Here is a 25650-nt window from a genome sequence, read left to right as displayed (position 1 = left end):
CTCCACCTACAGGAGGTGGGTCGCGGCCCGGCCCTACAACCTGAGATGGACCCGCCTTCGGCACCTGCGGCCGATCCCAGGGGCGCCGTCCGCTCCTAGCGTGGAGTCATGACCACGCCTGTGTGCACACTCGCCTCGAACCCGACGCCGTACCCGTCGTTCTCGGCGTACGTCCGGACGCGCGGCACGGTCCTGATGCGCACGGCGCGGTCCCTCACCGCCAATCCCTGCGATGCCGAGGACCTGCTCCAGACGGCCCTCGCCAAGACCTACGTCGCCTGGGACCGGATCGAGGACCACCGGGCCCTGGACGGCTACGTCCGGCGGGCCCTGGTCAACACCCGGACCTCGCAGTGGCGCAAGCGCAAGGTCGACGAGTTCGTCTGCGACGAGATCCCGGAGGTCGAGGAGTCGCCGACCGCCGACCCCGCCGAGGCCCAGGCGCTGCGCGACGCGATGTGGCGCGCGGTGACCCGGCTGCCCGACCGGCAGCGGGCCATGGTCGTCCTGCGCTACTACGAGGACCTCAGCGAGGCGCAGACCGCGGAGCTCCTCGGGGTCTCGGTCGGAACGGTCAAGAGCGCCGTCTCCCGCGCGCTCGTCAAGCTCCGCGAGGACCCGGAGCTGACCCCGGTCCGCTGACCCCAGTCCGCTGACCCCGGTCCCTGACAACGGTCCGCCCGGCCCCGCGATGTTTCACGTGAAACAGACGTGCGTGTTTCACGTGAAACACCGACCCGCCCGCGGCTCCGGACAGTGATCCGCCCCGCTGTTGTACCCCCGGGTAGTGACATGCCGACCGGTATGTGCACAGAATCGGCAGCATCCGACAGCCGCCGCAGCGCCGCAGCGCTCACCGGGAGGACGCTTTGCTGAGCACCATGCAGGACGTACCACTCCTCGTCACCCGCATACTGCAGCACGGGATGACGATCCACGGGAAGTCCCAGGTCACGACCTGGACCGGGGAGGCCGAGCCGCACCGCCGCAGCTTCGCCGAGATCGGTGTCCGCGCCACCCGGCTCGCGGGAGCACTCCGCGATGAACTCGGCGTCCGGCAGGACGAGCGGGTCGCCACCCTCATGTGGAACAACGCGGAGCACGTGGAGGCGTACTTCGCGATCCCGTCCATGGGCGCCGTCCTGCACACGCTCAACCTGCGGCTCCCGCCCGAGCAGCTGGTCTTCATCGTCAACCACGCCGCCGACAGGGTCGTTCTGGTCAACGGCACCCTGCTGCCGCTGCTGGCCCCCCTGCTGCCGCACCTGCCGACCGTCGAGCACGTGGTGGTCACGGGCATCGGCGACCGCTCCGCCCTCGACGGACTCGACGTACGGGTCCACGAGTACGAGGACCTCCTGGAGGGCCGCTCCGACCACTACGACTGGCCCGAGCTGGACGAGCGCCAGGCCGCGGCCATGTGCTACACCTCCGGCACCACCGGAGAACCCAAGGGCGTCCTCTACTCCCACCGGTCCATCTACCTGCACTCCATGCAGGTCAACATGACCGAGTCGATGGGCCTCACCGACCGGGACACCAGCCTCGTCGTGGTCCCCCAGTTCCACGTGAACGCCTGGGGCCTGCCGCACGCCACCTTCATGACCGGCATCAACATGCTGATGCCGGACCGGTTCCTGCAGCCCGCCCCGCTCGCCGAGATGATCGAGCGCGAGAAGCCCACGCACGCCGCGGCCGTCCCGACCATCTGGCAGGGCCTGCTCGCCGAGGTCACCGCCCACCCGCGCGACCTGACCTCGATGAAGCAGGTCACCATCGGCGGCGCGGCCTGTCCGCCCTCCCTGATGGAGGCCTACGACAAGCTCGGCGTCCGGCTCTGCCACGCCTGGGGCATGACGGAGACCTCCCCGCTCGGCACCATGGCGCACCCGCCGGCCGGACTGAGCGCCGAGGAGGAGTGGCCGTACCGGGTCACCCAGGGCCGCTTCCCGGCGGGCGTCGAGGCCCGCCTCATCGGCCCCGCCGGCGACCGCCTGCCCTGGGACGGGGAGGCCGCGGGCGAGCTGGAGGTGCGCGGCAACTGGATCGCGGGCGCCTACTACGGCGGCGCGGCCGGGGAACCCCTGCACCCGGACGACAAGTTCAGCGCCGACGGCTGGCTCAAGACCGGGGACGTCGGCGTGATCAGCCCCGACGGCTTCCTCACCCTGACCGACCGGGCCAAGGACGTCATCAAGTCCGGCGGCGAGTGGATCTCCAGCGTGGAACTGGAGAACGCGCTGATGGCGCACCCCGAGGTGGCCGAGGCCGCCGTCGTCGCGGTCCCGGACGAGAAGTGGGGCGAGCGCCCGCTGGCCACGGTGGTCCTCAAGGAGGGCGCCACGGTGGACTACGCGGGACTGCGCGCCTTCCTCTCCGAGTCGATCGCCAAGTGGCAGCTGCCGGAGCGCTGGACGGTCGTGGAGGCGGTACCGAAGACGAGCGTCGGCAAGTTCGACAAGAAGGTGATCCGCAAGCAGTACGCCGACGGCGACCTCGACGTCACCACCCTGGCCTGATCAGCCGCGCGTGAGCCAGGGCCGCAGCAGCCTGCTGACCGCGGGCATGGCCACGTAGGTCATCAGGGTGCTGAAGACCACCGCGAAGGCGGCGGTCCGCAGCACGAAGTTCACGTCCACCAGGTACGGCCCGAGCACCGCGTTGCCCGCGAGCGAGATCGGGAAGATGGCCAGCCCCGAGCTGATCGCCATCTTCCAGCGCGGCGGCGCGGGCCGGGTCGTACCCGGCTTGGCGAACCAGGTCTCCATGCCCTGCAGCTCGCGCCGGGCTATCTCGGTGTGGTGGTGGCCGAGGCAGTTCGAGAACCACTGCGCCCGCTCCGGGGAGTCCTGCCAGCGCTGGAACGCCGCCTGGTTGCGGAAGCGGTGCACCAGGAACCAGGGCCCGCCCTCCGCCGCGGGCCGGAAGAGTCCGTACCCGAGGTGGTCCGGGAATCCGGCGGCGGTCTCCAGGATCCCGTGGGCCCAGGCCTCGAACGCCTCCTCGTGCCCGGGCTCCACCTGCCGCGCGATGAGCAGGTTCACCTCTCCGTTGTCGGCGGGTACGGTCTGCTCGGACGTGCTGGTGATGGCCATCGGGCCAGGATGACTAGTTGGTCCCGATCTTGGCCAGCAGGTCCACGATGCGGCCCTGCACGTCGGCCGTCGTGGCCCGCTCGGCGAGGAACAGCACGCTCTCGCCCGAGGCCAGCCGCGGCAGTTGGTCCGGCTCGATCCCGGTGGCCGTGTAGACGACCAGCGGGGTGCGGTTCAGCATCCCGTTGGCACGCAGCCAGTCCACGATCCCGGCCCGCCGCCGCCGCACCTGCATCAGGTCCATGACCACCAGGTTGGGCCGCATCCGGGTCGCCAGCTCCACGGCGTCGGTGTCCGCGCCGGCCCGCGCGACCTGCAGGCCCCGCCGCTCCAGCGCGGCGGTCAGCGCGGTCGCGATCTCCTCGTGCTCCTCGATGAGCAGGACCCGGGAAGGGTGCTGCTCGCTGTCGCGGGGCGCGAGGGCCTTCAGCAGCACGGCCGGATCGGCGCCGTACGCGGCCTCCCGCGTGGCGTGTCCCAGCCCGGCCGTCACCAGTACGGGCACCTCGGCGGCCACCGCGGCCTGGCGCAGGGACTGCAGGGCGGTCCGGGTGATCGGCCCGGTCAGCGGGTCGACGAACAGCGCGGCGGGGAACGCCGCGATCTGCGCGTCCACTTCCTCGCGGGAGTGCACGATCACCGGGCGGTAGCCGCGGTCGCTGAGCGCCTGCTGCGTCTGGGCGTCCGGCGCGGGCCACACCAGCAGCCGGCGCGGGTTGTCCAGCGGCTCGGGCGGCAGCTCGTCGTCCACGGGAAGCGGAACGGGACGGTTGACCACCTCGACGGCGCCACCGGGGCCGTCCAAGGGCTCGGGACCCTCGGCGGAGCCCGCCTCGGGGGCCCCTATGGCGAAGGTGCGCCCCTGGGGGGCCGGTTCGGAGAGCCGGCGCCGACGGCCGGACCCGGACCCATCGGTGCCCGCGGCGGAGGGGTCCACGGAGATGCCCTGGCCCAGGGTGCCGAGCGCGCGCACGCTGATCGGCTGCCCCGCGCCCGCCGGGGCGTCAGCGGCCTGCCGGGCGGCGGGAACCACCGCGGGCCGGCCGGCGCCGTCGGTGTCCTCGGGGGCGGTCCGGGCCGCCGGAACGGGCCACGCGGGCGGTGCGGGCAGCGCACGCCGACGCCCGGTCGGAGGTACGGCCTCCCCCTCGTCCGAGGTGGCGGCGGGGGTCTGCGGCTCGCTGCCGCCGGGCGCGCCGAGCACCCGTCGGCCCCGACGCCCGCCCGGGCCGTCGGAGTCCCCGTCGCCCTCACCGGAGCCGGGGGACGCCGCCGCGGGGGCGGAAGCGGAAGGGGAAGCGGGAGGGCCGGCCGGAGTCGGACCCGCGGGCAGGGCGAAGCCGCCCTGGGGAGCGACCGGCCGCTGCGCGACGGGAGCCCCGAGCCCGGAGGCCGGCACCGGACCGGTGCCGGGCCGCGCCGAGGCGGCGGCGGTCCCCAGCGCCCGGCGGCGCCCGGCGGGGTGTTCCGTCACCGGAACCGGGGGCACGGCCGGTACGGGCGGCAGCGCCGGCATGGCGGTGCCCTGCGGCGGTACGGGACGCCCCGCGCCCGGGAGTTCGAGCCCGCCCGGGGTCTCGCTGCCGTCGCCGTCGCGGCCCCGTCGGCGCCCGGTGCCCAGCCCGGCCGGGTTCACCGGGGACTGCGCGAGTTCCGCAGGGCCGGAGGGGGCCTCGGCGGGGCCGCCGTCGGCGCGGCGCCGCCCGGACGGCAGCGCCAGCGCGCCCCCGGCCTCACGGGCCCCGGAGGGCTCCTCCCGGTCGCCGTCGTCCTCCAGGAAGGCGTCCACCCCGCGCCGGGCCCGCCGTCCGGCGGGAGCGCCGGGGCCGTCGGGGGCACCGGTCCGGCCGAGTCCGCCCTCTCCGGCCTCCTCGCGGCCGTCGGCCGCATCCGGCTCCGGCTCCGGTTCGGGATCGGGCAGGGTCACCGTCCCGGCTCCCGAACCCAGCGGCAGCTCCAGCACGAACGCCCCGCCGGGCGCACCCGGCACCTCCACCGTCTGCAGGACCCCGCCGTGCGCGGCGACGACGCCCCGCACGATCGGCTCGTGCACGGGGTCGCCGCCCTCGTAGGGGCCGCGCACCTCGATCCGTACGACGTCACCGCGCTGGGCGGCGGCCACCACGATCGTGGAGTCCGTGTAGCCGCTGCCCTGGGGGGTCTTGCCGGTGGCGTCCACGCCCGCGACGTCCGCGACCAGGTGCGCGAGGGCGGTGGAGATCCGCTGCGCGTCCACCTCGGCCTCGATGGTCGGCGCGTGGACGGCGAACTGCACCCGCCCGGGGCCGATCAGCTCGACGGCCCCGTCGATACCGGCCGCGACGACCGTGTTGATCAGGACGTTCTTCTTCTTGAGCTTGTCGCTGCCCGCGTCCAGCCGCTGGTAGCCGAGCACGTTGTCCACCAGGGTGGTCATGCGCGAGTAGCCGGCGGCCAGATGGTGCAGCAGCTGGTTGGCCTCGGGCCACAGCTGTCCCGCGTCGTCGGCGGCCAGGGTGGCCAGTTCCCCGCGCAGCTCCTCCAGCGGGCCGCGCAGCGACTCGCCGAGGACGGCGATCAGCTGGGCGTGGCGCGCGGCGAGGGCGTCGTAGGGGCGCCGGTCGGTGAAGGTCATGACGGCGCCGACGAGCAGCTCCCCGTCCCGGACGGGCGAGGTGGTCATGTCGACGGCGACGGGCTGGCCGGCCTTGTTCCACAGCACCTGGCCGCGGACCCGGTGCTTGCGCCCGCTGCGCAGGGTGTCGGCGAGCGGGGACTCGTCGAAGGGGAAGGGGGAGCCGTCGGCGCGCGAGTGCTGGATCAGCCCGTGGAGCTCGCGGTTGCCGAGGTCGGTGGCCCGGTATCCGAGGATCTGCGCGGCGGCGGGGTTGACCAGGACGACCCGGCCGTCGGTGTCCGTGCCCACGACGCCTTCGGCGGCGGCGCGCAGGATCATCTCGGTCTGCCGCTGGGAGCGGGCCAGCTCGGCCTCGGTGTCCACGGTCTCGGAGAGGTCCCGTACGACGAGCATCAGCAGTTCGTCGCCGGTGTAGGCGGGCTGGGGCTCGCGGTAGGCGTCACGGCCGTCGAGGTGGGCGCTGGTGACCTCGACGGGGAACTCGCTGCCGTCGGTGCGGCGCGCGGTCATCCGCTTGGGCCGGGCGCGGCCGTCCTCGTCGTCACCGGGACGGCGCATCGAACCGGGGATCAGCTTGGAGTCGAACTCCGGCAGGAGGTCGAGCACCCCGCGGCCGACGAGACCCGTACCCGGGCTCTCCATGACCTCGAGGGCGATCGAATTCGCGTTGACGACCGTGCCGTTGGCGTTGACGAGCAACAGCGCGTCCGGAAGCGCGTCGAGTATTGCTGCGAGGCGAGCAGCGCCTCGGGATGGCCTGCTGCTCACGACGAGCTTCCTCCCTGACCACGACTACCGGCATGTCACGGGAGGAGTCTAAGGGCACCGTCCCGCGGCGAGGTGGCGGATGGACGGGGGAAACCGCGCATCCGCCGCATCCTCCCAGGTCAGGAACGCGCACTCGGAAGCACAGGTTCCAGGTCGTTCCAACGGGCGATGTCGCATCCGTTCTTCCGGTGGAACGTGCTGTCCACCTTCCGTCCGTGCCAGGTTCCCGTGATGCGGGCCTTGGCGGGCCCGCCGTCCTGGAAGGTGCACAGCCGGCGCTCGGGTTCGGCGGCGAAGGGGTCCTTGCCCTCCCGGAAGAGCTGCTCCAGGCGGTCGCAGGCCTCCTTGGCCTCGGGGTGGTCGCCGCCGACCGGGCGGCATTCCAGCCGGTACGCGCCGTCGATCCGGCGGTTGCCGGTGTCGGACACGGTGACGGTGAGGCGGTCGGGGGACACCAGCAGCCGTCCCAGGGGCAGCGGTGGCAGCGGGCCGGCGGCCGCGGCGGCCAGGGCGGAGGTGACGGCGAAGGCGGCGAGACGCAGCATGGGGCACTCCAGGTCGTCCGTACGTCGTACGCCTCACCAACGACGCGCCCCGCTCCGACGTTGCGTGCCTTAAGGCTTTGCCCTGTGGGCCCGGCGCCTTGTACCGTGGGAGCGGATTGGTGACCGGCCCTGCGGCTGTGTCATCATCTGCACGCACCTTCGTACGCGACGGTGTGCTGGAGGCGTCGCCTAGTCCGGTCTATGGCGCCGCACTGCTAATGCGGTTTGGGGCTTACACCCCATCGAGGGTTCAAATCCCTCCGCCTCCGCACTTACGAAGCCCCGGTCCTCACGGACCGGGGCTTCGGTGCGTTCAGGGCTCGGACGCGGGGCCCGTGCGGCCGGGCCGGTGGGTTCGGGGTTTCGGACGGCCCCCGGTGGGTAGCCCGGCGGGCTCCAGACCGGCCGCGAATCCCGGCGGATGATCTTCTTCCGGGGCGTTTTCGCAGGTCAGAGGCCATGTGGCTAATGGATTTCGCGTCCCGGCGAGGTCCATGTATTGTTGTTCTCGCAAGGCCAACCGGGCGGAAAACACCGGGAAGCCCAAGCACTCGTAGCTTAACGGATAGAGCATCTGACTACGGATCAGAAGGTTGCAGGTTCGAATCCTGCCGAGTGCACAGCCGAAGAGGCCCCCCGGTTCACCGGGGGGCCTCTTGCATTGTCCTCACGTCCCCGTGGATAGCCTTCGCGATCAGATGGTCGTTTGAACCTTTGAAGGGGGACTCCATGGGTCTGTTCGGAAATGCCCACCACATCGACCCCGGCTCGGCGCAGCGGGACTACGCCCGTCTGATGGGGCACGGGGAGCAGGTGCACGCCGCGTACCTGTTGATCCGGGACACGATCCTGTTCACCGACCGGCGCCTGGTGCTGGTCGACAAGCAGGGCCTCACGGGCAAGAAGGTCGAGTACCACTCGATCCCGTACCGGAGCATCACGCACTTCTCCGTGGAGACGGCCGGGCACTTCGATCTGGACGCCGAGCTGAAGATCTGGATATCGGGCAGCGCGGCACCGATCGAGAAGACCTTCACCAAGGGCGTGGACATCTACGAGGTCCAGGCGATCCTGACGCAGTTCGTGGCCCGCTAGCCCTTGCGGGCGGCTGTCGGGGGCCGTCCGGGTGACGGACGGCCCCCGGCGCCGGATGCGGGTGGCCCCCTACGGCCGGACCGGCAGGACGCGGGGCAGGCCCGTCACCGACATCACCAGGGAGTAGAGCGAGGTGGTGGCGGTGATGAAGAGACGGTTGTTCTTCGGGCCGCCGAAGGCGATGTTCGAGACGGGTTCCGGGACGCGCAGGCGGCCGATCAGGTCGCCGTCCGCCGCGTAGCAGTGCACCCCCGACTCCATCGCGGCCGCCCAGAGCCGGCCCTCGTCGTCGAAGCGGATGTTGTCCACCGAGGGGCAGGCCGTGAAGACCCGGTCCCCGCCGAGGGTGCCGTCGTCGCCGACCTCGAAGGCGCGGATGTGGCCCGCGCGGGTGTCGGCCGCGTACAGCTCGCTCTCGTCGGGGGAGAAGACCAGGCCGTTCGGGCCGAGGAAGCCGTCCGCGACGAGCCGGACCTCGCCGGTGGCCGGGTCGGCGCGGTAGAGGTTGCAGGCGCCGATCTCGCTCGGCGCGCGCCGGCCCTCGTAGTCGCTGGTGATGCCGAAGTCGGGGTCGGAGAACCAGATCGAGCCGTCGGAGCGGACCACCGCGTCGTTCGGGCTGTTGAGCCGCTTGCCGTCGTAGCGGTCGGCGATGACGGTGATCCGGCCGTCGGGCTCGGTGCGGGTGACGCGCCGGTTGCCCTGCTCACAGGTGATCAGGCGGCCTTCCCGGTCCAGGGTGTTGCCGTTGGAGTGCCCGGCCGCGGAGCGGAAGACGGAGACCGCGCCGGTGGCCTCGTCCCAGCGCAGCATCCGGTCGTTGGGGATGTCGCTCCACACCAGCTGGCGCCAGGCCGGCAGGTACAGCGGGCCCTCGGCCCAGCGGCAGTCGTCGTGGAGCCGCTCCAGGCGCAGGTCGCCGTTGGCGCAGCGGCCGGTACGGAAACGTTCGTCCAGGATCTCGTACAAGGCGAGGTCGGCAATACCTGACATGATTCCCCCAGAAGAGTTGTGTGCCGAATTTTGTTCGGCGTGATCGTGAGATTGCAGGATCAGGTACCGTCTTCGCAAGAGCTGCGGGTCCCAGGGGAGGAACAGCGCGTGGACGACATCGACCGGGCACTCGTCCGGCGCCTCCAGGAGGACGCGGGCCAGTCCTACGCCGCCCTCGGCGCGGCCGTCGGGCTTTCGGCCGGCGCCACCCACGAGCGGGTGCGCAAACTGCGCGAGCGCGGGGTCATCCGGCGCACGACGGTCGACGTGGACCCGGCCGCGGTCGGCAGCGGGGTGCTCGCCTACGTCATGGTCGACTCCCGCGCCTGGATGGGGGACTCGCGCGAGGCCTTCGAGGCCATCGCCGAGATCCAGGAGGCGCACATCATCGCGGGCAGCGCGTCCGTCCTGGTCAAGGTGCGCACCGCCACGACCGGGCAGCTGCAGGACGTCCTGCGCCGCCTCTACGCCATCGAAGGGGTCAGCGGCACCCAGGCCACCGTGGTGCTGGAGACCTTCTTCGAGCGGTCCCTGCCGCTGTGACCTGGCGCTGCACGGGCATCCGCTGGAGCGGCGGCGGCCCCGCCATCGGCTGGTGCGACCCGGCCGGCCGGGAGCGCGCCGGCCCCCTCGGGTACGGGCGGCCCCTGGCCTTCGAGGCGCGCGGCGAGCGGCGCTGCCCGGGGGTGCGGCGGGCCGGCAAGCGGACCCCGTGCCCGGCGGCCCGGACCGTACCCGGGCGGACGGGATCGGCCCAGTGTCCCGAGTGCGCCCGCCTCGACCGGTCCTTCTCGGTGGCCGCCGACACCAACGCCGCCGATCCGCGCCCGTACCGGGTGTACCTGGCCTGGTTCGGGCCCGGGATGGTCAAGGTCGGCATCACCGCCGAGGAGCGCGGGCCCGTCCGGCTGCTGGAACAGGGGGCGGTCACCTGGGCCTGGCTGGGGCGCGGCCCGCTGATGGCCGCGCGCCGGACCGAGGAACTGCTGCGCGCCGCCCTCGGGGTGCCCGACCGGATCGCGTACGCCCGCAAGCGCGCGGTACGGGCGCGGTTGCCGGGCGGGCCCGAGCGGGCCCGGGAGGTCGCCGAGCTGCACGCCCGCGCCGCCGCGCTGCCCGGGTGGCCCGACTCCCTGGAACGGGTGGGCTGCGAGGTCACCGACCACGCCGGGGTGTTCTGGCCGGACGGCCTGCCCGTTCCGGCCCGGGTGGTCACGGAGCTGGTGCCGGGCGGGACCGTCGCGGGCCGGCTCGTGGGCGCCGCCGGGCCGGACCTGCACTTCGCCGACGGGCTCGTGCTGGACACCCGGCTGCTGGTCGGCTGGGAACTGGCCGCGGCGCCCGCGGGGGCGGTCACCGACGTGCCGCTCGCGGACATCCCCCCGGTGGTGCCCCCGGCCGCGCAGGACGGCCTGTTCTGACGCGGGACGCGGGGGCCGTCCGCCGGGCAAGGCCGAACGGGCAAGGCCGAACGGACAAGGCCGAACGGGCAAGGTCAAAACTTGGATCCCTTTGGGCTTCCGGGGCCGTTTGCGGTGGACACGCCGGGGGCCGTCCGCCGAGGGTGAGGGCATGAGCATCCAGCCCGTGCAGGCGTTCGAACCGCCTTATGTGATGGCCGTATTCAGCAACGTCCGTACCCCCGACGAGAGCGGATACCCCGAGACCAACGCCCGGATGAACGAGATCGTCGCCGCCAACCCCGGCTTCCTCGGCTACGAGTCCGCGCGCACCCCCGGAGGCCTCGGGATCACCGTCGCCTACTTCCGCGACCACGAGTCCCTGGGGGTGTGGCGGGAGGACATGGAACACCAGGCGGCGATGAAGCAGGGCCGCGACCACTGGTACGAGAGCTACACCCTGCACGTCGCGACCGTAGAGCGGAGCCACGGCTTTGCCCGCAACGGCTGAGGCGCTCCGCGCCTTCCGCGAGCGGCTCGGGCTGCCCGGACTGGTCGACGTGCACACGCACTTCATGCCCGAGCGGGTCCTGAGCAAGGTCTGGGACTACTTCGACGGATTCGGCCCGCTCACCGGGACCCCGTGGCCCATCACCTACCGGCACGAGGAGGAGCATCGGGTCGCGCTGCTGCGGGAGTTCGGGGTCCGGGCCTTCACCTCCATGCTCTACCCGCACAAGCCCGCGATGGCCGCCTGGCTCAACTCCTGGGCCGCGGACTTCGCCGCCCGCACCCCCGACTGCCTGCACACCGCCACCTTCTTCCCCGAGGAGGACGCGGCGGCGTACGTCCGGCGGGCCGTGGAGGGCGGGGCCCGCGTCTTCAAGGCGCACCTCCAGGTCGGCGGGTACGACCCGAACGACGAGCGGCTGGACGCGGTGTGGGGGCTGCTGGCCGAGGCCGGGATCCCGACGGTGATCCACTGCGGTTCCGGCCCCGTGGCGGGCAAGTACACCGGTCCGGGGCCCGTCGGCCGGCTGCTGGAGCGCACGCCCGGCCTGCGGCTGGTCATCGCCCACATGGGCATGCCCGAGTACGCCGACTTCCTGGACCTGGCCGACCGCCACCCCGGGGTCCTCCTCGACACCACGATGGTCTTCACCGACTTCTCAGAGCGGCTGAGCGGCTTCCCGCCCGCGGAGCTCGGACGGCTCGCGGACCTCGGGGACCGGATCCTGCTGGGCACCGACTTCCCGAACATCCCCTACCCCTACGAGCACCAGCTCCGGGCCCTCGAACGCCTCGGCCTCGGCGACGACTGGCTGAGGGCCGTCTGCCACGACAACGGCGCCCGCCTGTTCGGGCTCGAACCGGCCCCCGCTCCCTGAGCGGCGTTTCTCAGGAGATTCACAGGTTGGGGCAAGAACGCTCTCAGAGGCGGCGGCCAGCGTGAAGCCATGACTGCGACGACCACCTCCCACGCGTCCACGTCCACCACCACCCCGACGGCCCTGGTGCGGCCCGACGGCGGACCCTGCCGGGTCCTCGTCGTCGACGACGAGGCCTCGCTCTCCGAGCTGCTGTCCATGGCCCTGCGCTACGAGGGCTGCGAGGTCCGCAGCGCCGGCGACGGAGCGGGCGCGGTACGGGCCGCGCGGGAGTTCCGCCCCGACGTGGTGGTCCTCGACATCATGCTCCCCGACATGGACGGGCTGGCCGTCCTCGGCCGGCTGCGCCGCGAGATCCCGCAGGTCCCGGTGCTGTTCCTGACCGCCAAGGACTCCGTCGAGGACCGGATCGCCGGCCTGACGGCGGGCGGCGACGACTACGTCACCAAGCCCTTCAGCCTGGAGGAGGTCGTCGCCCGGCTGCGCGGTCTGGTCCGCCGCTCCGGCGCCGCCCAGGCGGCCCGGGGCGGTTCGGTCCTGACCGTCGGGGACCTCAGCCTCGACGAGGACAGCCACGAGGTGGTGCGCGGGGGCCAGGAGGTCCACCTCACCGCCACCGAGTTCGAGCTGCTGCGCTACCTGATGCGCAACCCGCGCCGGGTGCTCAGCAAGGCGCAGATCCTGGACCGGGTCTGGTCCTACGACTTCGGCGGCCAGGCCAACGTCGTCGAGCTCTACATCTCCTACCTGCGCCGGAAGCTGGAGGGCGGCACCGGACTGCCCCCGATGATCCACACCCGCCGCGGCGCCGGCTACCTGATCAAGCCGGCCGAGTAGTGGCCCTGCGTCCTGCCCTGCTCCGCCGCCGCTGGTCCCTGCGGACCCGGCTCGTCGTCTCGGCGGTGGCGCTGATCGCCGTCGTGGGGGCGGCCATCGGCACCGTCACCACCCTCGCGCTGCGCTCGTACCTGGTCGCCCGGCTCGACGAGCAGCTCAGCGTCTCCATCGACATGGCATTCCGCGGCCCCGGCGCCGGGAAGGCGGCCCGGGAGAACAGCCTCGGCTTCGTGCTGGCCCCGGGCAACCCGAACGGGACCGCGGGGATCCGCCTAGGCCCCGACGGCAAGGTCCTCGCCTCAGGGCTCAGCTCCTCCGGCGACGGCTCCCCGCTCGACCACGTCCGCCCCCTCGGCGAGACCCAGTCCCAGGCCCTCCTGGCCGCCGCCCGCCGGGCCGCCCACGGCCGCCCCGGGCCGGTGCAGACGGAGCTACCGGGACTCGGCGGCTACCGGGTGCGCGGCGCCGCCGACGGCAGCCTGGTCCTCGCCATCCCGCTGCGCGACGTCGACCGTACGGTCGGCACCCTCGTCGGGGTCGAGGTCTCCGTCACCCTCGCCGGACTGATCGCCGCGTCCCTCGCCGGACAGGCCTTGATCGGGGTCGCCCTGCGCCCGCTGCGCCGGGTTGCCGCCACCGCCACCCGGGTCTCCGAACTCCCCCTGCACAGCGGCGAACCCGACCTGCACGAGCGGGTGCCCGACGCCGAGGCGGACCCCCGCACCGAGGTCGGCCAGGTCGGCGCCGCCCTCAACCGGATGCTGGGCCACGTCTCCTCCGCGCTCACCGCCCGCCAGCAGAGCGAGATGCGGGTCCGCCAGTTCGTCGCCGACGCCAGCCACGAGCTGCGCACCCCGCTGGCCTCCATCCGGGGGTACGCCGAACTGACCCGCCGGGGACGTGAGGAGACGGGCCCCGACACCCGGCACGCGCTGGGCCGGATCGAGTCCGAGGCCACCCGGATGACCGGTCTGGTCGAGGACCTCCTGCTGCTCGCCCGCCTCGACGCGGGCCGCCCGCTGTCCACCGCCGACACCGACCTGGCCCCCCTCGTCATCGACGCCGTCAGCGACGCGCGGGCCGCCGGCCCCGACCACCACTGGCACCTGGCCCTGCCCGACGAGCCCGCGCCCGTACGGGCCGACGCGGCCCGGATCCAGCAGGTCCTGGTGAACCTCCTCGCCAACGCCCGCACCCACACCCCGCCCGGCACCACCGTCACGGCCCGTGTTTCACGTGAAACATCCGCCGTCCGGCTCCGCATCGAGGACGACGGCCCCGGCATCCCGCCCGATCTCCTGCCCCACGTCTTCGAGCGCTTCGCCCGGGGGGACGCCTCCCGCTCCCGCGCCGCCGGCTCCACGGGCCTGGGCCTCGCCATCGTGCAGGCCGTCGTCTCGGCGCACGGCGGGCGGGTCGAGGTGCACAGCGCGCCCGGCCGCACCGCCTTCGAGGTCGCGCTGCCGCTCGCCGCCGGCCCGGCAGGGGACTCACAGACGGGGCACAGGCTCACCACACAGCGGTGACAGCGCGCCCCCCGAGGGTTGCAGCATGTCAACCGACGCCTCTCCAGGGGCCCTGCCGGCCCGGGCGCCCCTCGCGCTCCGGCCCGGCGTGCCCGTACTCGACGTGGTGATCCCGGTCTTCAACGAGGAGGAGGACCTCGGTCCGTGCGTGCACAGGCTGCACGCCCACCTCACCCGCACCTTCCCGTACCCCTTCCGCATCACCGTCGCCGACAACGCGAGCACCGACCGCACCCCCGAGGTCGCCGCCGGCCTCGCCCTCGGCCTCGCGGAGGTGCGCAGCACGCGACTGGAGGAGAAGGGCCGCGGCCGCGCCCTGCGCACCGTGTGGAGCCGGTCGGAGGCGCCCGTCCTCGCGTACATGGACGTGGACCTCTCCACGGACCTGAACGCGGTGCTGCCGCTGGTGGCCCCGCTGATCTCCGGCCACTCCGACCTGGCCATCGGCACCCGGCTGGCCCGCTCCTCGCGGGTGGTGCGCGGAGCGAAACGGGAGTTCGTCTCCCGGGCCTACAACCTGCTGCTGCGCTCCTCCCTCGCCGCCCGCTTCAGCGACGCCCAGTGCGGGTTCAAGGCGATCCGGCGCGAGGTGGCCGAGCGGCTGCTGCCGCTGGTGGAGGACTCCGGCTGGTTCTTCGACACCGAGCTGCTGGTGCTCGCCGAGCGGGCCGGGCTGCGGATCCACGAGGTGCCGGTGGACTGGGTCGACGACCCCGACTCCAGCGTCCACCTCGTCCGCACCGCCGCCGAGGACCTCAAGGGGGTCTGGCGGGTGGGGCGGGCGCTGGCCGTCGGGGCGCTGCCGCTCGACCGGCTCGCCCGCCCCTTCGGAGACGACCCGCGCGACCGCGGCGCCCTGCCGGGGGTGCCGCGCGGACTGGCCCGGCAGCTGCTCGGGTTCTGCGCCGTCGGCGTGCTGAGCACCCTGCTCTACCTGTTGCTCTACTCCGCGCTGCGGGAAGCGGCCGGACCGCAGGCGGCGAACGCGGCCGCGCTGCTGCTGTGCGCCGTCGCCAACACCGCCGCCAACCGCCGGCTGACCTTCGGGGTGCGCGGGCGGGCCCGTGCGGTGCGCCACCAGGCCCAGGGGCTCGTGGTGTTCGGCATCGGGCTGGCTCTGACCAGCGGGTCCCTCGCCGCCCTCGGGGCGGCCACCCCGGAGCCGGCCCACGGCACCGAGCTGGCCGTGCTGATCACCGCCAACCTCGCCGCCACCGTGCTCCGGTTCCTGCTGTTCCGCGCCTGGGTCTTCCCGGAACCGCGCGAGGGCTCCCCCACCATCCCCACCACGACCGAGGAGGGTCCGTGACCACGGCCGCGCTGCCGCTCTTCCCACCCGCCGCCCCCGTTCCCGCCACCGCGCACGGCGCGGCCACCCGGCCCCGCTGGGAACGGCCCGCGTACGCCGCCCTGCTGCTGGCCACCTCCGTGCTCCTGCTCTGGAACCTGGGCGCCTCCGGCTACGCCAACTCCTTCTACTCCGCCGCCGTACAGGCGGGCTCCGAGAGCTGGAAGGCCTTCTTCTTCGGCTCCTCCGACGCCGCGAACTCCATCACGGTCGACAAGCCCCCGGCCGCCCTGTGGCCGATGGCGCTGTCGGTACGGCTCTTCGGGCTCGGCGCCTGGCAGATCCTGGTCCCGCAGGCCCTGATGGGCGTCGCCACCACCGCCGTGCTCTACGCCGCCGTACGCCGCCAGTTCGGCCCGGCGGCGGCCCTGCTGAGCGGTACCGCCTTCGCGCTGACCCCCGTGGCCGCGCTGATGTTCCGCTTCAACAACCCCGACGCGCTGCTCACCCTGCTGCTGACCGTCACCGTGTACTGCGTGCTGCGCGCCCTCGAAGGGGCGCACACCCGGTGGCTGGTCTGGGCCGGCGTCGCGGTCGGCTTCGGCTTCCTGACCAAGACCCTCCAGGCGTTCGTGATCCTGCCGCCGCTCGCCGTCCTCTACGCCGTCTGCGCGCCGACGCGGCTGCGCCGGCGCCTGGGGCAGCTGCTGCTGGCCGGGTCGGCCGCGCTGGTGGCCGGCGGCTGGTGGGTGGCCGTGGTGGAGTGGTGGCCCGCCGACTCCCGCCCGTACATCGGCGGCTCGCAGCACAACTCCTTCCTGGAACTGACCTTCGGCTACAACGGCCTCGGCCGGATCAGCGGCAACGAGACGGGCAGCGTCGGCGGCGGGGGCGCGGGCGGCCCCGGCGGTCCCGGTGGGGGCGGCGGCTGGGGGCAGACCGGAATCGACCGGCTCTTCTCGGGCAATGTCGGCGGCCAGATCTCCTGGCTGCTGCCCGCGGCCCTGGTGCTGCTGGTGGCCGGGCTGGTCGTCACCTGGCGGGCCTCCCGGGCCACGGACACCCTGGAGGGCATGGCCCGCGCGGCCTTCCTCGCCTGGGGCGGCTGCCTGCTGATCACGGCCGTGGTCTTCAGCTGGATGCAGGGCATCTTCCACGAGTACTACACCGTCGCCCTCGCGCCCTTCGTGGCGGCTCTGGTCGGCATGGGAGTGGCCGTGCTGTGGGAGGAGCGGGGCGGCCGCGCCGCCGCCCTCACCCTCTCCGGGACCCTCGCGCTGACCGCATGGTGGGCCTTCGTCCTGCTCGGCCGGTCCACCGGGTACCTGCCCTGGTTGCGCTGGACGGTACTGGTCGCGGGCCTCGGGGCGGCCGCCGCGCTGCCCCTCGCGGCCCGGCTGGGGCGCCGGGCGCTGCTCGGGGCCGCGGCCGTGGGGCTCCTCGCGGCTCTGGCGGGACCGTTCGCGTACTGCCTGACCACGGTGGGCACCGGCCACACGGGCTCCATCGTGACCGCCGGTCCGGCGGTGGCGGGCGGCCGGGGCGGGTTCGGGGGACCGGGCGGCATGCCGGGACGCTTCGCCCCCGGTGGGGAGGCTCCGCCCCGGGGGACGACCCAGCGGATGCCGCAAGGAATGCCCCAGGGGATGCCGCAGGGCATGCCGGGCCGGATGCCGGGCGCCGCGGGGATGCCGGGCGGATCCGGTGGACCCGGCGGATCCGGTGGACCCGAGGGCCGGGTCGGCCGGGGCGGTGGCCAGGGCGGTCCCGGCGGGCTGCTGGGCGGGACCCGGGTCGGTGCGCAGGCCACGGCCGCGCTGCGCGCCGACGCCTCCCGCCACACGTGGGCGGCGGCGGCCATCGGCTCGCAGAACGCGGCGAGCTACCAGCTGGCCTCGGGTGTTCCCGTGATGGCGGTCGGCGGCTTCAACGGCAGTGATCCCTCCCCGACCCTGGAGCGGTTCCAGGAGTACGTGAAGGCCGGGAGGATCCACTGGTTCATCGCCGGCCGTGACGGCGCGGCGGGCCGCGGCGGCGGTCCGGGCGGGGCCGCGGGCAGCGCCATCGAGGAGTGGGTGAAGGGCGCCTTCAAGGCCACCACCGTGGGCGGAGCCACCTTCTACGACCTGACGGCTCCCTCGACCGGCGCGTCCTGATCCCACCTCCACGGAGGGGCGACCCCCTAGCATCAAGAGGGCGGACCGGGCATTCCGGGCTGATCCCCTTGTGGCGAGGAGGGTGCCTCCATGGCGACCGAGGCCGATCCGGGCGGGACCAGGACCAGTGTGTGGCTGGCCGTCAGGCCCGCCGCACCCGCCAGACGCCGCAGCGAGGCACCGTCGGGGCTGGACCGGGACAGGATCACGGCCGCCACCGTGCGCCTGCTCGACGCCGAGGGCCTGGGCCGGTTCTCCATGCGGCGCCTGGCCGCCGAACTCGGGGTCACCGCCATGTCCCTGTACTGGTACGTGGACACCAAGCACGACCTGCTCGAACTGGCTCTGGACAGCGCACTGGGCCAGCAGCGGCTGCCGGCCGGGCCGCCCCCGCGGGAGGCCTGGCCGGGACGGCTGCGGACCCTCGCCTGCGGGTACCGGCGGCTGCTGGCGGAGCATCCGTGGGTGGCCCCGCTGAGCGTGGCCTACCCGAACATCGGCCCGCACGCGCGGGCCTTCGACGCCGCGCTCCAGCGGCTGCTGGACGCCACCGGCCTGGTGGACCCCGGCCGGACGGGAGCGCACCTGGCGGTTTCCCAGTTCCTGAACGGCTGTGGGCTGAGCGGCTGCGGGGGTACGGTCCGGCGGGCGCCGGACGCGGACTTCGGTCTGGCCCTCGACGTCCTGATCGCGGGGATCGAGGCCAAGGCCGGGGGCCGGGCCCCGGGCCTGCGCCCCCGGTGACGGTGATCGGCGGGCGGTGACGCCGACCGGTGCGCGGTGCGCGGTGCGGTGGGCGCACGGCAAGGGAGGCGCGGACGGGGCACTCGTGCCCCGTCCGCGCCTCCCTTCGCGGTTACTGCCGGGCCGCGGCCTGGGCCGGGACCTCGGTGGAGCCCTCTGCGGAGCCCTCGGCGGCGGGGGCGTGGGCGGCCGGCCTCGACTTCAGCGCGACCTCCTTGATGAAGACCACCAGCACCAGGGCGAGCAGGGCGAACGGGGCGGCGTAGAGGAAGACGTCGCCGACGCCGTGCCCGTACGCGGACTCGATGACCGTGCGGAACGGCGCGGGCAGCTTGTCGAGGTCGGGGATCCCGCCCCCGCCGGTGCCGCCGTGGCCCAGGGCGGCGGCCTTCGGGCCGAGCTCGGCCAGGCCCTCCTTGACGTAGTGGGTGACCCGGTTGGCCATGACCGCGCCGAGCGCCGAGACGCCCACGGCGCCACCGAGCGAGCGGAAGAAGGTGACGACCGAGCTGGCGGAGCCGAGGTCCTCGGGGGCCACCTGGTTCTGGGTGGCGAGGACCAGGTTCTGCATCATCATGCCGAGGCCGAGGCCGGTCAGCGCCATGAAGATCGCGATGTGCCAGTAGGCGGTGTCGTAGCGCAGGGTGCCCAGCAGACCGAGGCCGGCGCTCAGCAGCACGCCGCCGGAGACCAGCCAGGCCTTCCACCTGCCGGTCTTGGTGATGATCTGGCCGGAGACGGTCGAGGAGACGAAGAGGCCGCCGATCATCGGGATGGTCAGGATGCCCGACATGGTGGGGGACTCGCCCCGGGCCAGCTGGAAGTACTGGCTGAAGAAGACCGTGCCGGAGAACATCGCGATGCCGACGAAGAGCGAGGCGGCCGCGGCCAGGCTGATGGTCTTGTTGCGGAAGAGGCGCAGCGGGATGATCGGGTCGCTCGCGCGGGACTCGACGAGGACGAAGAGCAGGCCCAGCGCCACGGCGCCGCCGGTCATCGCCCAGGTCTGCCAGGAGATCCAGTCGTACGAGGTGCCGGCCTGGGTGACCCAGATCAGCAGCAGGGACACGGCGGCGCTGATGAGGGTGGCGCCCAGCCAGTCCACCTTGACCTCGCGGCGGACCACCGGGAGGTGCAGGGTCCGCTGGAGCACGATCAGGGCGATGACCGCGAAGGGCACGCCGACGTAGAAGCACCAGCGCCAGCCGAGCCAGTCGGTGTCGGTGATGACGCCGCCGAGGAGCGGGCCGCCGACGGTGCCGACGGCGAAGACCGCGCCGAGGTAGCCGCTGTAGCGGCCGCGCTCGCGCGGGGAGATCATCGCGGCCATCACGATCTGGGCGAGGGCGGAGAGGCCGCCGACGCCGATGCCCTGGACCACGCGGCAGGCGATGAGCATGCCGGTGTTCTGGGACAGGCCCGCCACGACGGAGCCGAGGACGTAGATGACCAGGGATATCTGGACGAGCAGCTTCTTGCTGAAGAGGTCGGAGAGCTTGCCCCACAGGGGGGTCGCGGCCGTCATCGACAGCAGCGCGGCGGTCACGACCCAGGTGTAGGAGGACTGGGTGCCGCCGAGATCGCTGATGATCTTGGGCAGGGCGTTGGAGACGATCGTGGAGGACAGGATCGCCACGAACATGCCGAGCATGAGCCCGGACAGCGCCTTCATGATCTGGGCGTGGGTCATGGGTGCGCCGTCGGACGTGGTCTCCGACCGGCCGCCTCCCCGCACACCGTGGGGTGTGGTCGTAGCCATGGGTTTCCTTTGTCTAGAAGCTCGATCGGAGTCGGGCCAGCAGGGTGTTGAGCGTGTCGATGTCTTCGGACGACCAGTCGGCGAGGGCCTTCTCCAGCGCGTCCGTGTAGCGGGTGCCGAGCTCGCCGAGCACGGCGCGGCCCGCGGCGGTGAGGCGCAGGATCCGGCAGCGGCCGTCGCCCGGGTCGGTCTCCCGCTCGATCCAGCCGCGGGCCGCCAGGTGGGCGACGTGGCGGCTCGACACGGAGATGTCGACGGCCATGTACTCGGTGAGCCGGCTGAGCCGCATCTCGCCGTGCCGGTCGAGCACGGTGAGGACGGCGGCGGCGCCGGGCGGGCAGTCCGGGGGCAGGATCCGGGCCAGGTCGCGGCGGACCGCTCCGATGCCGGTGAGCTGGCGGGCCAGCTCCTCGTACCGGGTGGTGATCTGCGCCGCGTGCGTGGTCACGGGACCGCCCCTCATGTCGTTGCTTCAGGCAACCATAGAATCGAATGGTTGCTACAGGCAAATGAAAATGGGGGGTGCGGCGGTAAAGGAATCGGAAAACCCGTTAGGGTCCTGGGTCATGGCTGCGAACCACAACTCACCTGACCCCGAGGGCGCCTACGACCCCGCGGGCAGCACCCAGATGTTCCGCGCGTTCGTGGAGGAGGCCGAGCCGGCCCGAACCCCGTCCGTGCCGGGCGCGCGCCGGCGTCCGAAGGAGTCCGGCTCCAAGACGGGCCTGTGGCTGGCCGTCGGCCTCGGCCTGCTGGTCGTGGTCGGCGTGGCCCTGTGGCAGGCCTTCGGCTAGCCGTACGTGGCGGTGACGTTCCGGGTGTCCACGTGCATGCCCAGGGGGACCCGCCAGGACTCCACGCAGACCGTGTAGGTCTGCGTCTTCGACGTGCCGCCCGCGATGGGGGCGGGCAGCGGCTGGCTGGTCGTGACGGTGGCCCAGTCGATGCCGAGCGCGCCGATGACGTGCGTCGCGAAGGTGACCGTTCCCGAACGGGCCGCGGTGGAACCGGTATTGGTGAAGGTCACCGTGACGCGCTCGCACCAGCGCTCGGACGCGGCCGCGCGGGCCGGGGCGCTCAGGGTGAGCCGGGCCGGGGTGGCCGGCGGCGGTGACGGGGTCGGTGGCGGCGGCGTACCGGGCTTCGTGCCGGGAGGGGCGGGTGGGGTCGGACTGCCGCCCGAGCCGCCCGTGGACCCCGAGCCGCCCGAGCCGCCCGTGGAGCCCGAGCCGCCTGAGCCCGAGCCGCCCGTGGACCCCGACCCCGGAGTGCCGCCCGTGCCGGTGCCGCTCGTGCCCGCGCCCCCGGAGGGGTCCGGGACGGTCGGGGTGCCCGCGCCGGGCGGGATGCCGGGGCCGTCGGCGGAGCCTCCGGGGGGCGTGGCCGTCGCTCCGCCCGGGGCGGAGCTCCCGCCGGGCCGGTCCCCGGACGGGCCGGGCGACGTAACGGAGGACCCGGCGCCGGGCGGCAGGGCCTGGAACTCGACCCCGCCCCGGGGTGCCACGTTCTCTCCCGCGCCGCGCTCGGGGCCGGGGGCGGCGGCGCCCAGGGCGACGTAGCCGTCCCGTGCCGGGCCGCCGCAGCCCGCGAGGGCGGTGGCGGCCGAGGCGCACAGGGCGAGGGCGAGCGCCGTGCGGGATCCCGTTCGCATCGCGCCAGTTTTCCTGACGGAACGTCAAATGTGAACCCCGCGACCTGCGCTCAGTGCCCGGCGCCGCCCCGGATCACTCCCCGATCAGGCCCACGCGCAGCTGCGCGAGCGTCCGCGTCAGCAGCCGGGAGACGTGCATCTGGGAGATGCCGACCTCCTCGCCGATCTGCGACTGGGTCATGTTCGCGAAGAAGCGCAGCATGATGATCTGCCGCTCCCTGGGCGGGAGTTTGGCGAGCAGCGGCTTGAGCGACTCCCGGTACTCGACCCCTTCGAGCGCGGTGTCCTCGTACCCGAGGCGGTCCGCGAGCGAGCCCTCGCCGCCCTCGTCCTCGGGGGAGGGCGAGTCGAGCGACGAGGCGGTGTAGGCGTTGCCGACGGCGAGGCCGTCGACGACGTCCTCCTCGGAGACGCCGAGCACGGCCGCCAGTTCCGGCACGGTCGGGGACCGGTCCAGCTTCTGGGCGAGCTCGTCGCTGGCCTTGGTCAGCGCCAGGCGCAGCTCCTGGAGCCGGCGCGGGACGCGGACGGACCAGGAAGTGTCTCGAAAGAATCGTTTGATCTCGCCCACGACGGTCGGCATGGCGAACGTCGGGAACTCCACGCCGCGTTCGCAGTCGAACCGGTCGATCGCCTTGATCAGGCCGATGGTGCCGACCTGGACGATGTCCTCCATCGGCTCGTTGCGGCTGCGGAACCGGGCCGCCGCGTAGCGCACCAGAGGCAGGTTCAGCTCGATCAGGGTGTCGCGTACGTACGCCCGTTCGGGGCTGTCCGCGTCCAGTGCGGCCAGTCGCTGGAAGAGGGAGCGGGAGAGGGTCCGGGTGTCGATGGCTTCCGAGCGGTTGTGTGCCGCGGGTGCTGCCGGCACCTCACGCTTGACGAGCGTGAGCACCTTGGAGCTGCCCTGGTCTACGGACATGCCACCCCCTTGAGGTCGCGGACGGTCGCGCTTCTCTGCGCGCCCGTCGGAGGAACGCAGCCTCCACCTGAATACCGGAGGCGGGGCTGCGGCAAACGCGGTTCCAGCAGAATGTCACATGTCGGCAACACGCTGTAGCGTCATGTCGACAAGTATCTCCAGCGACAGACCACCGACCGAGCGGAATGAGCCGGTTCTGTAGGGAAACGCTGGAACGCCTCCACCCGATCCGGTTAAGCCTCGATCCTGTTTGCGGATCTCAGACGGGCGAAGCTCCTCGCGAGCAGCCGCGACACGTGCATCTGGGAGACCCCCAGCTCGGCGCTGATCTGCGACTGCGTGAGGTTGTTGTAGTACCGCAGGAGCAGGATCCGCTGCTCGCGCTCGGGGAGTTGTACGAGCAGGTGGCGTACGAGGTCGCGGTGTTCGACCCCGGCCAGCTCCGGGTCCTCGTAGCCGAGCCGGTCGAGCAGGCCGGGCATCCCGTCGCCCTCCTGGGCGGCTTCGAGCGAGGTCGCGTGGTAGCTGCGGCCGGCCTCGATGCAGGACAGCACCTCGTCCTCGCTGATCCGCAGCCGCTCGGCGATCTCCGGGGTGGTCGGGGTCCGGCCGTGGAGGGTGGTGAGGTCCTCGGTGGCGGCGTTGACCTGTACCCACAGCTCGTGGAGGCGGCGCGGGACGTGGACGGTGCGGACGTTGTCCCGGAAGTACCGTTTGATCTCGCCGACCACCGTGGGCATGGCGAAGGTGGGGAACTGGACCCCGCGCTCCGGGTCGAACCGGTCGATCGCGTTGATCAGGCCGATGGTGCCGACCTGGACCACGTCCTCCATCGGCTCGTTGCGGCTGCGGAAGCGGGCGGCCGCGTAACGGACGAGCGGGAGGTTCGCCTCGATCAGGGCCCCGCGCACCCGCTCGTGCTCCCTGGTGCCCGGCTGGAGGCCCTTCAGCTGCCCGAAGAGGACCTGGGTGAGGGCCCGGGTGTCGGCCCCCCGGCTCTGCGGCCGCGGGGCGACGGGAGGGGAGGGGGGTTCCTCGTGCGGCTCCGCGCGGGGCTCCTGCGGGTGGGGCACCTGGGGGTCCTGCTGGGGTGGCACCTGAGGCGCAGTACTGGCCGGCACGGTCACGCCACCCTTTCGGTCAACTATCCGTCAAAAGCGGTCATAGCATCACAAGACAGGTGCACTGTGCGCAAGCACCGTATATCGCCGTGTTGAGGGCAAGTTGGGCATATCGGGGCATTGTGTTCGAATGGTGGGAATGCAAAAGACCCCCCACCCGTCGGAGTGGGGGGCCGGGAAGTCCGGAAACCGCTTCAGCGTACGGGTTCAGTTCACCAGTTCGGTGATGAACTCGCCGATGCCGGAGGCCGCGTCCGACAGGCCCTGGAAACCGATTCCCACCATCTCGGCAGCCCGCTTCGGCTGGGTGATGATCACGAAGAGTACGAACACGGTGAGGACGCCCGTGATGAGCTTCTTGGTGTCCATGAACGGTGTCGGCCTCCCCAACCGGTACTGCAAAGTCGGTGGAGTCTAACCGGTCAAGTTGTGGCACTCACCTGTCCTTTAAGGACCAATGACCCGGTGGAACGGGCCCTTTGCCGCCGCGCACCGGGTTGCGCGAGGCGCAGGATTGAGGAGAGCCCACCGGTTCTGGCAGGAAATCGGTGGGCGAGGGACAGGACCTCACTGCGGGGTCCGAGCCGCGAGCTTCCCCCCTGACCGCGGCACGGACTGGCAGGTCCCGTCCTCATCGGGGGAAGTGGCTTGTCCCCCCGATGCCACTTCCCCCGTTCCCACGTCGAAGGTCCCGGCTCCGGCCGGGGCCTTCTTCGCGTGCGCCGTGGGCCATGGGCCGTGGGCCGTGCGCCGAGCCGTCGCGGCGTCCGGGTGCGGCTATTCGAGGCCGCCGGCGAGGTCCGCGATCGGCTGGACGGGTGCGATCACGGGCGCGAGCTGGTTCGGCAGCTCCATCAGCTGGTTGAGCTGGTTGGCCCCCGCGCTGAGCTTCGAGCCGATCTCCTGGACCGAGCGCGGCTGGGCGCCCGCCGGCATGTCCGGGGTGGCCGTCGGCAGGTCCGGGAGGGTGAGGGGGGCGAGGCCCGCGGCGGAGGCGGCGGGTGCGGCGAGGCCCGCGGCGGCCCCCGCGAGGGCGATGGCGGCGAGGATGCGCTGGGTCTTGTTCATGCCGTGACAACGGCCGAGCGGTCGGCCGGTCACGGCGGGCATGCGCGAGAGCCCCGGTTCGTACGAACCGGGGCTCTCGTCAAGTGCGGTAGTGGAGGGATTTGAACCCCCGATGGGTTGCCCCATACTCGCTTTCGAGGCGAGCTCCTTCGGCCACTCGGACACACTACCGAGATAGATCCTAGCCGATGGCGGGGAGTGCTTTGCAACTCGGACCCGAGTGGCCCTCCTCACCGTCCCCTCACAGCTCGCGGAAGAACTCCGTCAGCTGCCGCGCGCACTCCTGCTCCAGCACCCCGCGGATCACCTCGGGACGGTGGTTGAGCCTGCGGTCGCGCACGAGGTCCCAGAGCGACCCCGCCGCGCCCGCCTTCTCGTCCCCCGCGCCGTAGACGACCCGGGCCACCCGCGCCTGCACGAGCGCCCCCGCGCACATCACGCACGGCTCCAGGGTCACCACGAGGGTGCACCCGGGCAGCCGCCATTCCCCGAGCCGGGCGGCCGCCCGGCGCAGCGCCAGTACCTCGGCGTGCGCCGTGGGGTCGCCCGTGGCCTCCCGCTCGTTGTGGCCGGAGGCGAGGAGCTCCCCGGCCGGGCCGAGCACGACGGCACCGACCGGCACGTCGCCGGCCGGTACCGCCAGGGCGGCCTCCGCCATCGCCAGGCGCATGGGGTCG

General features: G+C 73.0%; 25 protein-coding genes and 3 tRNA genes. 15 read left to right on the top strand and 13 right to left on the bottom strand.

The window, feature by feature from the left end; genetic code table 11:
• Window positions 1–108: 108 nt before the first annotated feature.
• Both ABZW32_RS06715 and ABZW32_RS06710 read left to right on the top strand, forming a co-directional pair.
• On the top strand, window positions 109–642 hold the full coding sequence (locus ABZW32_RS06715) for a SigE family RNA polymerase sigma factor (protein WP_356212084.1): 534 nt from the start codon (window positions 109–111) through the stop codon (window positions 640–642).
• Window positions 643–869: 227 nt separating this feature from the next.
• Window positions 870–2519, top strand: a complete 1650-nt coding sequence (locus ABZW32_RS06710; RefSeq protein ID WP_356212081.1) for a long-chain fatty acid--CoA ligase — start codon at window positions 870–872, stop codon at window positions 2517–2519.
• Here the strand turns inward: ABZW32_RS06710 and ABZW32_RS06705 are convergent, their stop codons facing one another.
• From ABZW32_RS06705 to ABZW32_RS06695, 3 genes are all read right to left on the bottom strand, one after another.
• On the bottom strand, window positions 2520–3095 hold the full coding sequence (locus ABZW32_RS06705; protein ID WP_356212078.1) for an antibiotic biosynthesis monooxygenase: 576 nt from the start codon (window positions 3093–3095) through the stop codon (window positions 2520–2522).
• A 13-nt stretch (window positions 3096–3108) separates the two neighbouring features.
• Window positions 3109–6480: a PAS domain-containing protein gene (locus ABZW32_RS06700; protein WP_356212075.1), complete on the bottom strand. Its 3372-nt coding sequence runs from the start codon at window positions 6478–6480 to the stop codon at window positions 3109–3111.
• A gap of 119 nt (window positions 6481–6599) precedes the next feature.
• Window positions 6600–7025 (bottom strand): SSI family serine proteinase inhibitor, encoded by a 426-nt coding sequence (locus tag ABZW32_RS06695; RefSeq protein WP_356212073.1) that lies wholly within the window; start codon window positions 7023–7025, stop codon window positions 6600–6602.
• A gap of 178 nt (window positions 7026–7203) precedes the next feature.
• Between ABZW32_RS06695 and ABZW32_RS06690 the strand changes: the two genes are divergently transcribed.
• From ABZW32_RS06690 to ABZW32_RS06680, 3 genes are all read left to right on the top strand, one after another.
• Window positions 7204–7294 (top strand) — tRNA-Ser (locus tag ABZW32_RS06690).
• 278 nt (window positions 7295–7572) lie between these two features.
• Window positions 7573–7645: transfer RNA gene (locus ABZW32_RS06685), tRNA-Arg, on the top strand.
• A gap of 109 nt (window positions 7646–7754) precedes the next feature.
• Entirely contained in the window at window positions 7755–8120 is a 366-nt protein-coding gene (locus ABZW32_RS06680; protein WP_356212070.1) for a PH domain-containing protein, read from the top strand.
• A gap of 69 nt (window positions 8121–8189) precedes the next feature.
• Here ABZW32_RS06680 and ABZW32_RS06675 read toward each other — a convergent pair whose 3' ends face one another.
• Complete coding sequence (locus ABZW32_RS06675; RefSeq protein WP_356212067.1) at window positions 8190–9113, bottom strand: SMP-30/gluconolactonase/LRE family protein; 924 nt, start codon at window positions 9111–9113, stop codon at window positions 8190–8192.
• Between the two features lie 108 nt (window positions 9114–9221).
• Here ABZW32_RS06675 and ABZW32_RS06670 point away from each other — a divergent pair, with 108 nt between their 5' ends.
• From ABZW32_RS06670 to ABZW32_RS06630, 9 genes are all read left to right on the top strand, one after another.
• The gene (locus tag ABZW32_RS06670; protein ID WP_356212064.1) at window positions 9222–9656 is read left to right on the top strand and encodes an Lrp/AsnC family transcriptional regulator; all 435 of its coding nucleotides are present in this window, start codon (window positions 9222–9224) and stop codon (window positions 9654–9656) included.
• The gene (locus tag ABZW32_RS06665; RefSeq protein WP_356212062.1) at window positions 9653–10534 is read left to right on the top strand and encodes a DUF2797 domain-containing protein; all 882 of its coding nucleotides are present in this window, start codon (window positions 9653–9655) and stop codon (window positions 10532–10534) included. The genes ABZW32_RS06670 and ABZW32_RS06665 overlap by 4 nt, the downstream gene beginning before the upstream one ends.
• A gap of 151 nt (window positions 10535–10685) precedes the next feature.
• On the top strand, window positions 10686–11024 hold the full coding sequence (locus ABZW32_RS06660; protein ID WP_356212059.1) for an antibiotic biosynthesis monooxygenase: 339 nt from the start codon (window positions 10686–10688) through the stop codon (window positions 11022–11024).
• Entirely contained in the window at window positions 11008–11901 is an 894-nt protein-coding gene (locus ABZW32_RS06655) for an amidohydrolase family protein (RefSeq protein ID WP_356212057.1), read from the top strand. The genes ABZW32_RS06660 and ABZW32_RS06655 overlap by 17 nt, the downstream gene beginning before the upstream one ends.
• Before the next feature lie 69 nt (window positions 11902–11970).
• Complete coding sequence (locus ABZW32_RS06650) at window positions 11971–12738, top strand: response regulator transcription factor (RefSeq protein ID WP_030225456.1); 768 nt, start codon at window positions 11971–11973, stop codon at window positions 12736–12738.
• Window positions 12738–14264: a HAMP domain-containing sensor histidine kinase gene (locus tag ABZW32_RS06645; RefSeq protein WP_356212054.1), complete on the top strand. Its 1527-nt coding sequence runs from the start codon at window positions 12738–12740 to the stop codon at window positions 14262–14264. Before ABZW32_RS06650 ends, ABZW32_RS06645 begins: the two co-directional genes overlap by 1 nt.
• A gap of 25 nt (window positions 14265–14289) precedes the next feature.
• A complete protein-coding gene (locus tag ABZW32_RS06640) occupies window positions 14290–15573 on the top strand; it encodes a glycosyltransferase (RefSeq protein ID WP_356212052.1) in 1284 nt (427 codons plus the stop codon).
• 11 nt (window positions 15574–15584) lie between these two features.
• Window positions 15585–17708 (top strand): glycosyltransferase family 39 protein, encoded by a 2124-nt coding sequence (locus ABZW32_RS06635; RefSeq protein WP_356212304.1) that lies wholly within the window; start codon window positions 15585–15587, stop codon window positions 17706–17708.
• Between the two features lie 90 nt (window positions 17709–17798).
• The gene (locus ABZW32_RS06630; protein ID WP_266840475.1) at window positions 17799–18452 is read left to right on the top strand and encodes a TetR/AcrR family transcriptional regulator C-terminal domain-containing protein; all 654 of its coding nucleotides are present in this window, start codon (window positions 17799–17801) and stop codon (window positions 18450–18452) included.
• 112 nt (window positions 18453–18564) lie between these two features.
• On the opposite strand, the gene ABZW32_RS06625 is transcribed toward ABZW32_RS06630, so the two are convergent.
• Window positions 18565–20211 (bottom strand): MDR family MFS transporter, encoded by a 1647-nt coding sequence (locus ABZW32_RS06625; RefSeq protein ID WP_356212050.1) that lies wholly within the window; start codon window positions 20209–20211, stop codon window positions 18565–18567.
• 13 nt (window positions 20212–20224) lie between these two features.
• On the bottom strand, window positions 20225–20674 hold the full coding sequence (locus tag ABZW32_RS06620) for a MarR family winged helix-turn-helix transcriptional regulator (protein ID WP_356212047.1): 450 nt from the start codon (window positions 20672–20674) through the stop codon (window positions 20225–20227).
• A gap of 103 nt (window positions 20675–20777) precedes the next feature.
• Here ABZW32_RS06620 and ABZW32_RS06615 point away from each other — a divergent pair, with 103 nt between their 5' ends.
• A complete protein-coding gene (locus tag ABZW32_RS06615) occupies window positions 20778–21005 on the top strand; it encodes a hypothetical protein (protein ID WP_280919504.1) in 228 nt (75 codons plus the stop codon).
• Here the strand turns inward: ABZW32_RS06615 and ABZW32_RS06610 are convergent.
• The 7 genes from ABZW32_RS06610 to tadA form a co-directional block, all read right to left on the bottom strand.
• Window positions 21002–21862: a hypothetical protein gene (locus ABZW32_RS06610; protein ID WP_356212045.1), complete on the bottom strand. Its 861-nt coding sequence runs from the start codon at window positions 21860–21862 to the stop codon at window positions 21002–21004. The two genes, ABZW32_RS06615 and ABZW32_RS06610, sit on opposite strands and share 4 nt — an antisense overlap.
• Before the next feature lie 73 nt (window positions 21863–21935).
• On the bottom strand, window positions 21936–22784 hold the full coding sequence (locus ABZW32_RS06605; protein ID WP_266840480.1) for an RNA polymerase sigma factor SigF: 849 nt from the start codon (window positions 22782–22784) through the stop codon (window positions 21936–21938).
• A gap of 233 nt (window positions 22785–23017) precedes the next feature.
• The gene (locus tag ABZW32_RS06600; RefSeq protein ID WP_356212042.1) at window positions 23018–23905 is read right to left on the bottom strand and encodes an RNA polymerase sigma factor SigF; all 888 of its coding nucleotides are present in this window, start codon (window positions 23903–23905) and stop codon (window positions 23018–23020) included.
• A 207-nt stretch (window positions 23906–24112) separates the two neighbouring features.
• Window positions 24113–24274: a hypothetical protein gene (locus ABZW32_RS06595; protein ID WP_356212040.1), complete on the bottom strand. Its 162-nt coding sequence runs from the start codon at window positions 24272–24274 to the stop codon at window positions 24113–24115.
• A 408-nt stretch (window positions 24275–24682) separates the two neighbouring features.
• The gene (locus tag ABZW32_RS06590; protein WP_356212037.1) at window positions 24683–24973 is read right to left on the bottom strand and encodes a hypothetical protein; all 291 of its coding nucleotides are present in this window, start codon (window positions 24971–24973) and stop codon (window positions 24683–24685) included.
• 86 nt (window positions 24974–25059) lie between these two features.
• Window positions 25060–25144, bottom strand: a tRNA-Ser gene (locus ABZW32_RS06585).
• A 70-nt stretch (window positions 25145–25214) separates the two neighbouring features.
• Window positions 25215–25643 carry a tRNA adenosine(34) deaminase TadA gene (tadA, locus tag ABZW32_RS06580; RefSeq protein WP_051840298.1) on the bottom strand — a complete coding sequence of 143 codons (429 nt, stop codon included), beginning with the start codon at window positions 25641–25643 and terminating at the stop codon, window positions 25215–25217.
• Window positions 25644–25650 lie beyond the last annotated feature (7 nt).

It is taken from the genome of Streptomyces sp. NPDC004667 (genome assembly GCF_040609475.1).
Lineage (GTDB): Bacteria > Actinomycetota > Actinomycetes > Streptomycetales > Streptomycetaceae > Streptomyces.
Note: the sequence above shows the minus strand (reverse complement) of the source record. Positions and strands in the feature narration are given on the sequence as shown.

Excerpts from the sequence above, each read along its gene's own strand:
- ABZW32_RS06675 (WP_356212067.1), bottom strand. The coding sequence starts at position 9,113 with ATGTCAGGTATTGCCGACCTCGCCTTGTACGAGATCCTGGACGAACGT.
- ABZW32_RS06615 (WP_280919504.1), top strand. The coding sequence starts at position 20,778 with ATGGCTGCGAACCACAACTCACCTGACCCCGAGGGCGCCTACGACCCC.
- ABZW32_RS06625 (WP_356212050.1), bottom strand. The coding sequence starts at position 20,211 with ATGGCTACGACCACACCCCACGGTGTGCGGGGAGGCGGCCGGTCGGAG.
- ABZW32_RS06680 (WP_356212070.1), top strand. The coding sequence starts at position 7,755 with ATGGGTCTGTTCGGAAATGCCCACCACATCGACCCCGGCTCGGCGCAG.
- tadA (WP_051840298.1), bottom strand. The coding sequence starts at position 25,643 with ATGCGCCTGGCGATGGCGGAGGCCGCCCTGGCGGTACCGGCCGGCGAC.
- ABZW32_RS06695 (WP_356212073.1), bottom strand. The coding sequence starts at position 7,025 with ATGCTGCGTCTCGCCGCCTTCGCCGTCACCTCCGCCCTGGCCGCCGCG.
- ABZW32_RS06595 (WP_356212040.1), bottom strand. The coding sequence starts at position 24,274 with ATGGACACCAAGAAGCTCATCACGGGCGTCCTCACCGTGTTCGTACTC.
- ABZW32_RS06610 (WP_356212045.1), bottom strand. The coding sequence starts at position 21,862 with ATGCGAACGGGATCCCGCACGGCGCTCGCCCTCGCCCTGTGCGCCTCG.
- ABZW32_RS06660 (WP_356212059.1), top strand. The coding sequence starts at position 10,686 with ATGAGCATCCAGCCCGTGCAGGCGTTCGAACCGCCTTATGTGATGGCC.
- ABZW32_RS06620 (WP_356212047.1), bottom strand. The coding sequence starts at position 20,674 with ATGAGGGGCGGTCCCGTGACCACGCACGCGGCGCAGATCACCACCCGG.
- ABZW32_RS06705 (WP_356212078.1), bottom strand. The coding sequence starts at position 3,095 with ATGGCCATCACCAGCACGTCCGAGCAGACCGTACCCGCCGACAACGGA.
- ABZW32_RS06650 (WP_030225456.1), top strand. The coding sequence starts at position 11,971 with ATGACTGCGACGACCACCTCCCACGCGTCCACGTCCACCACCACCCCG.
- ABZW32_RS06715 (WP_356212084.1), top strand. The coding sequence starts at position 109 with ATGACCACGCCTGTGTGCACACTCGCCTCGAACCCGACGCCGTACCCG.
- ABZW32_RS06605 (WP_266840480.1), bottom strand. The coding sequence starts at position 22,784 with ATGTCCGTAGACCAGGGCAGCTCCAAGGTGCTCACGCTCGTCAAGCGT.
- ABZW32_RS06640 (WP_356212052.1), top strand. The coding sequence starts at position 14,290 with ATGTCAACCGACGCCTCTCCAGGGGCCCTGCCGGCCCGGGCGCCCCTC.
- ABZW32_RS06590 (WP_356212037.1), bottom strand. The coding sequence starts at position 24,973 with ATGAACAAGACCCAGCGCATCCTCGCCGCCATCGCCCTCGCGGGGGCC.
- ABZW32_RS06630 (WP_266840475.1), top strand. The coding sequence starts at position 17,799 with ATGGCGACCGAGGCCGATCCGGGCGGGACCAGGACCAGTGTGTGGCTG.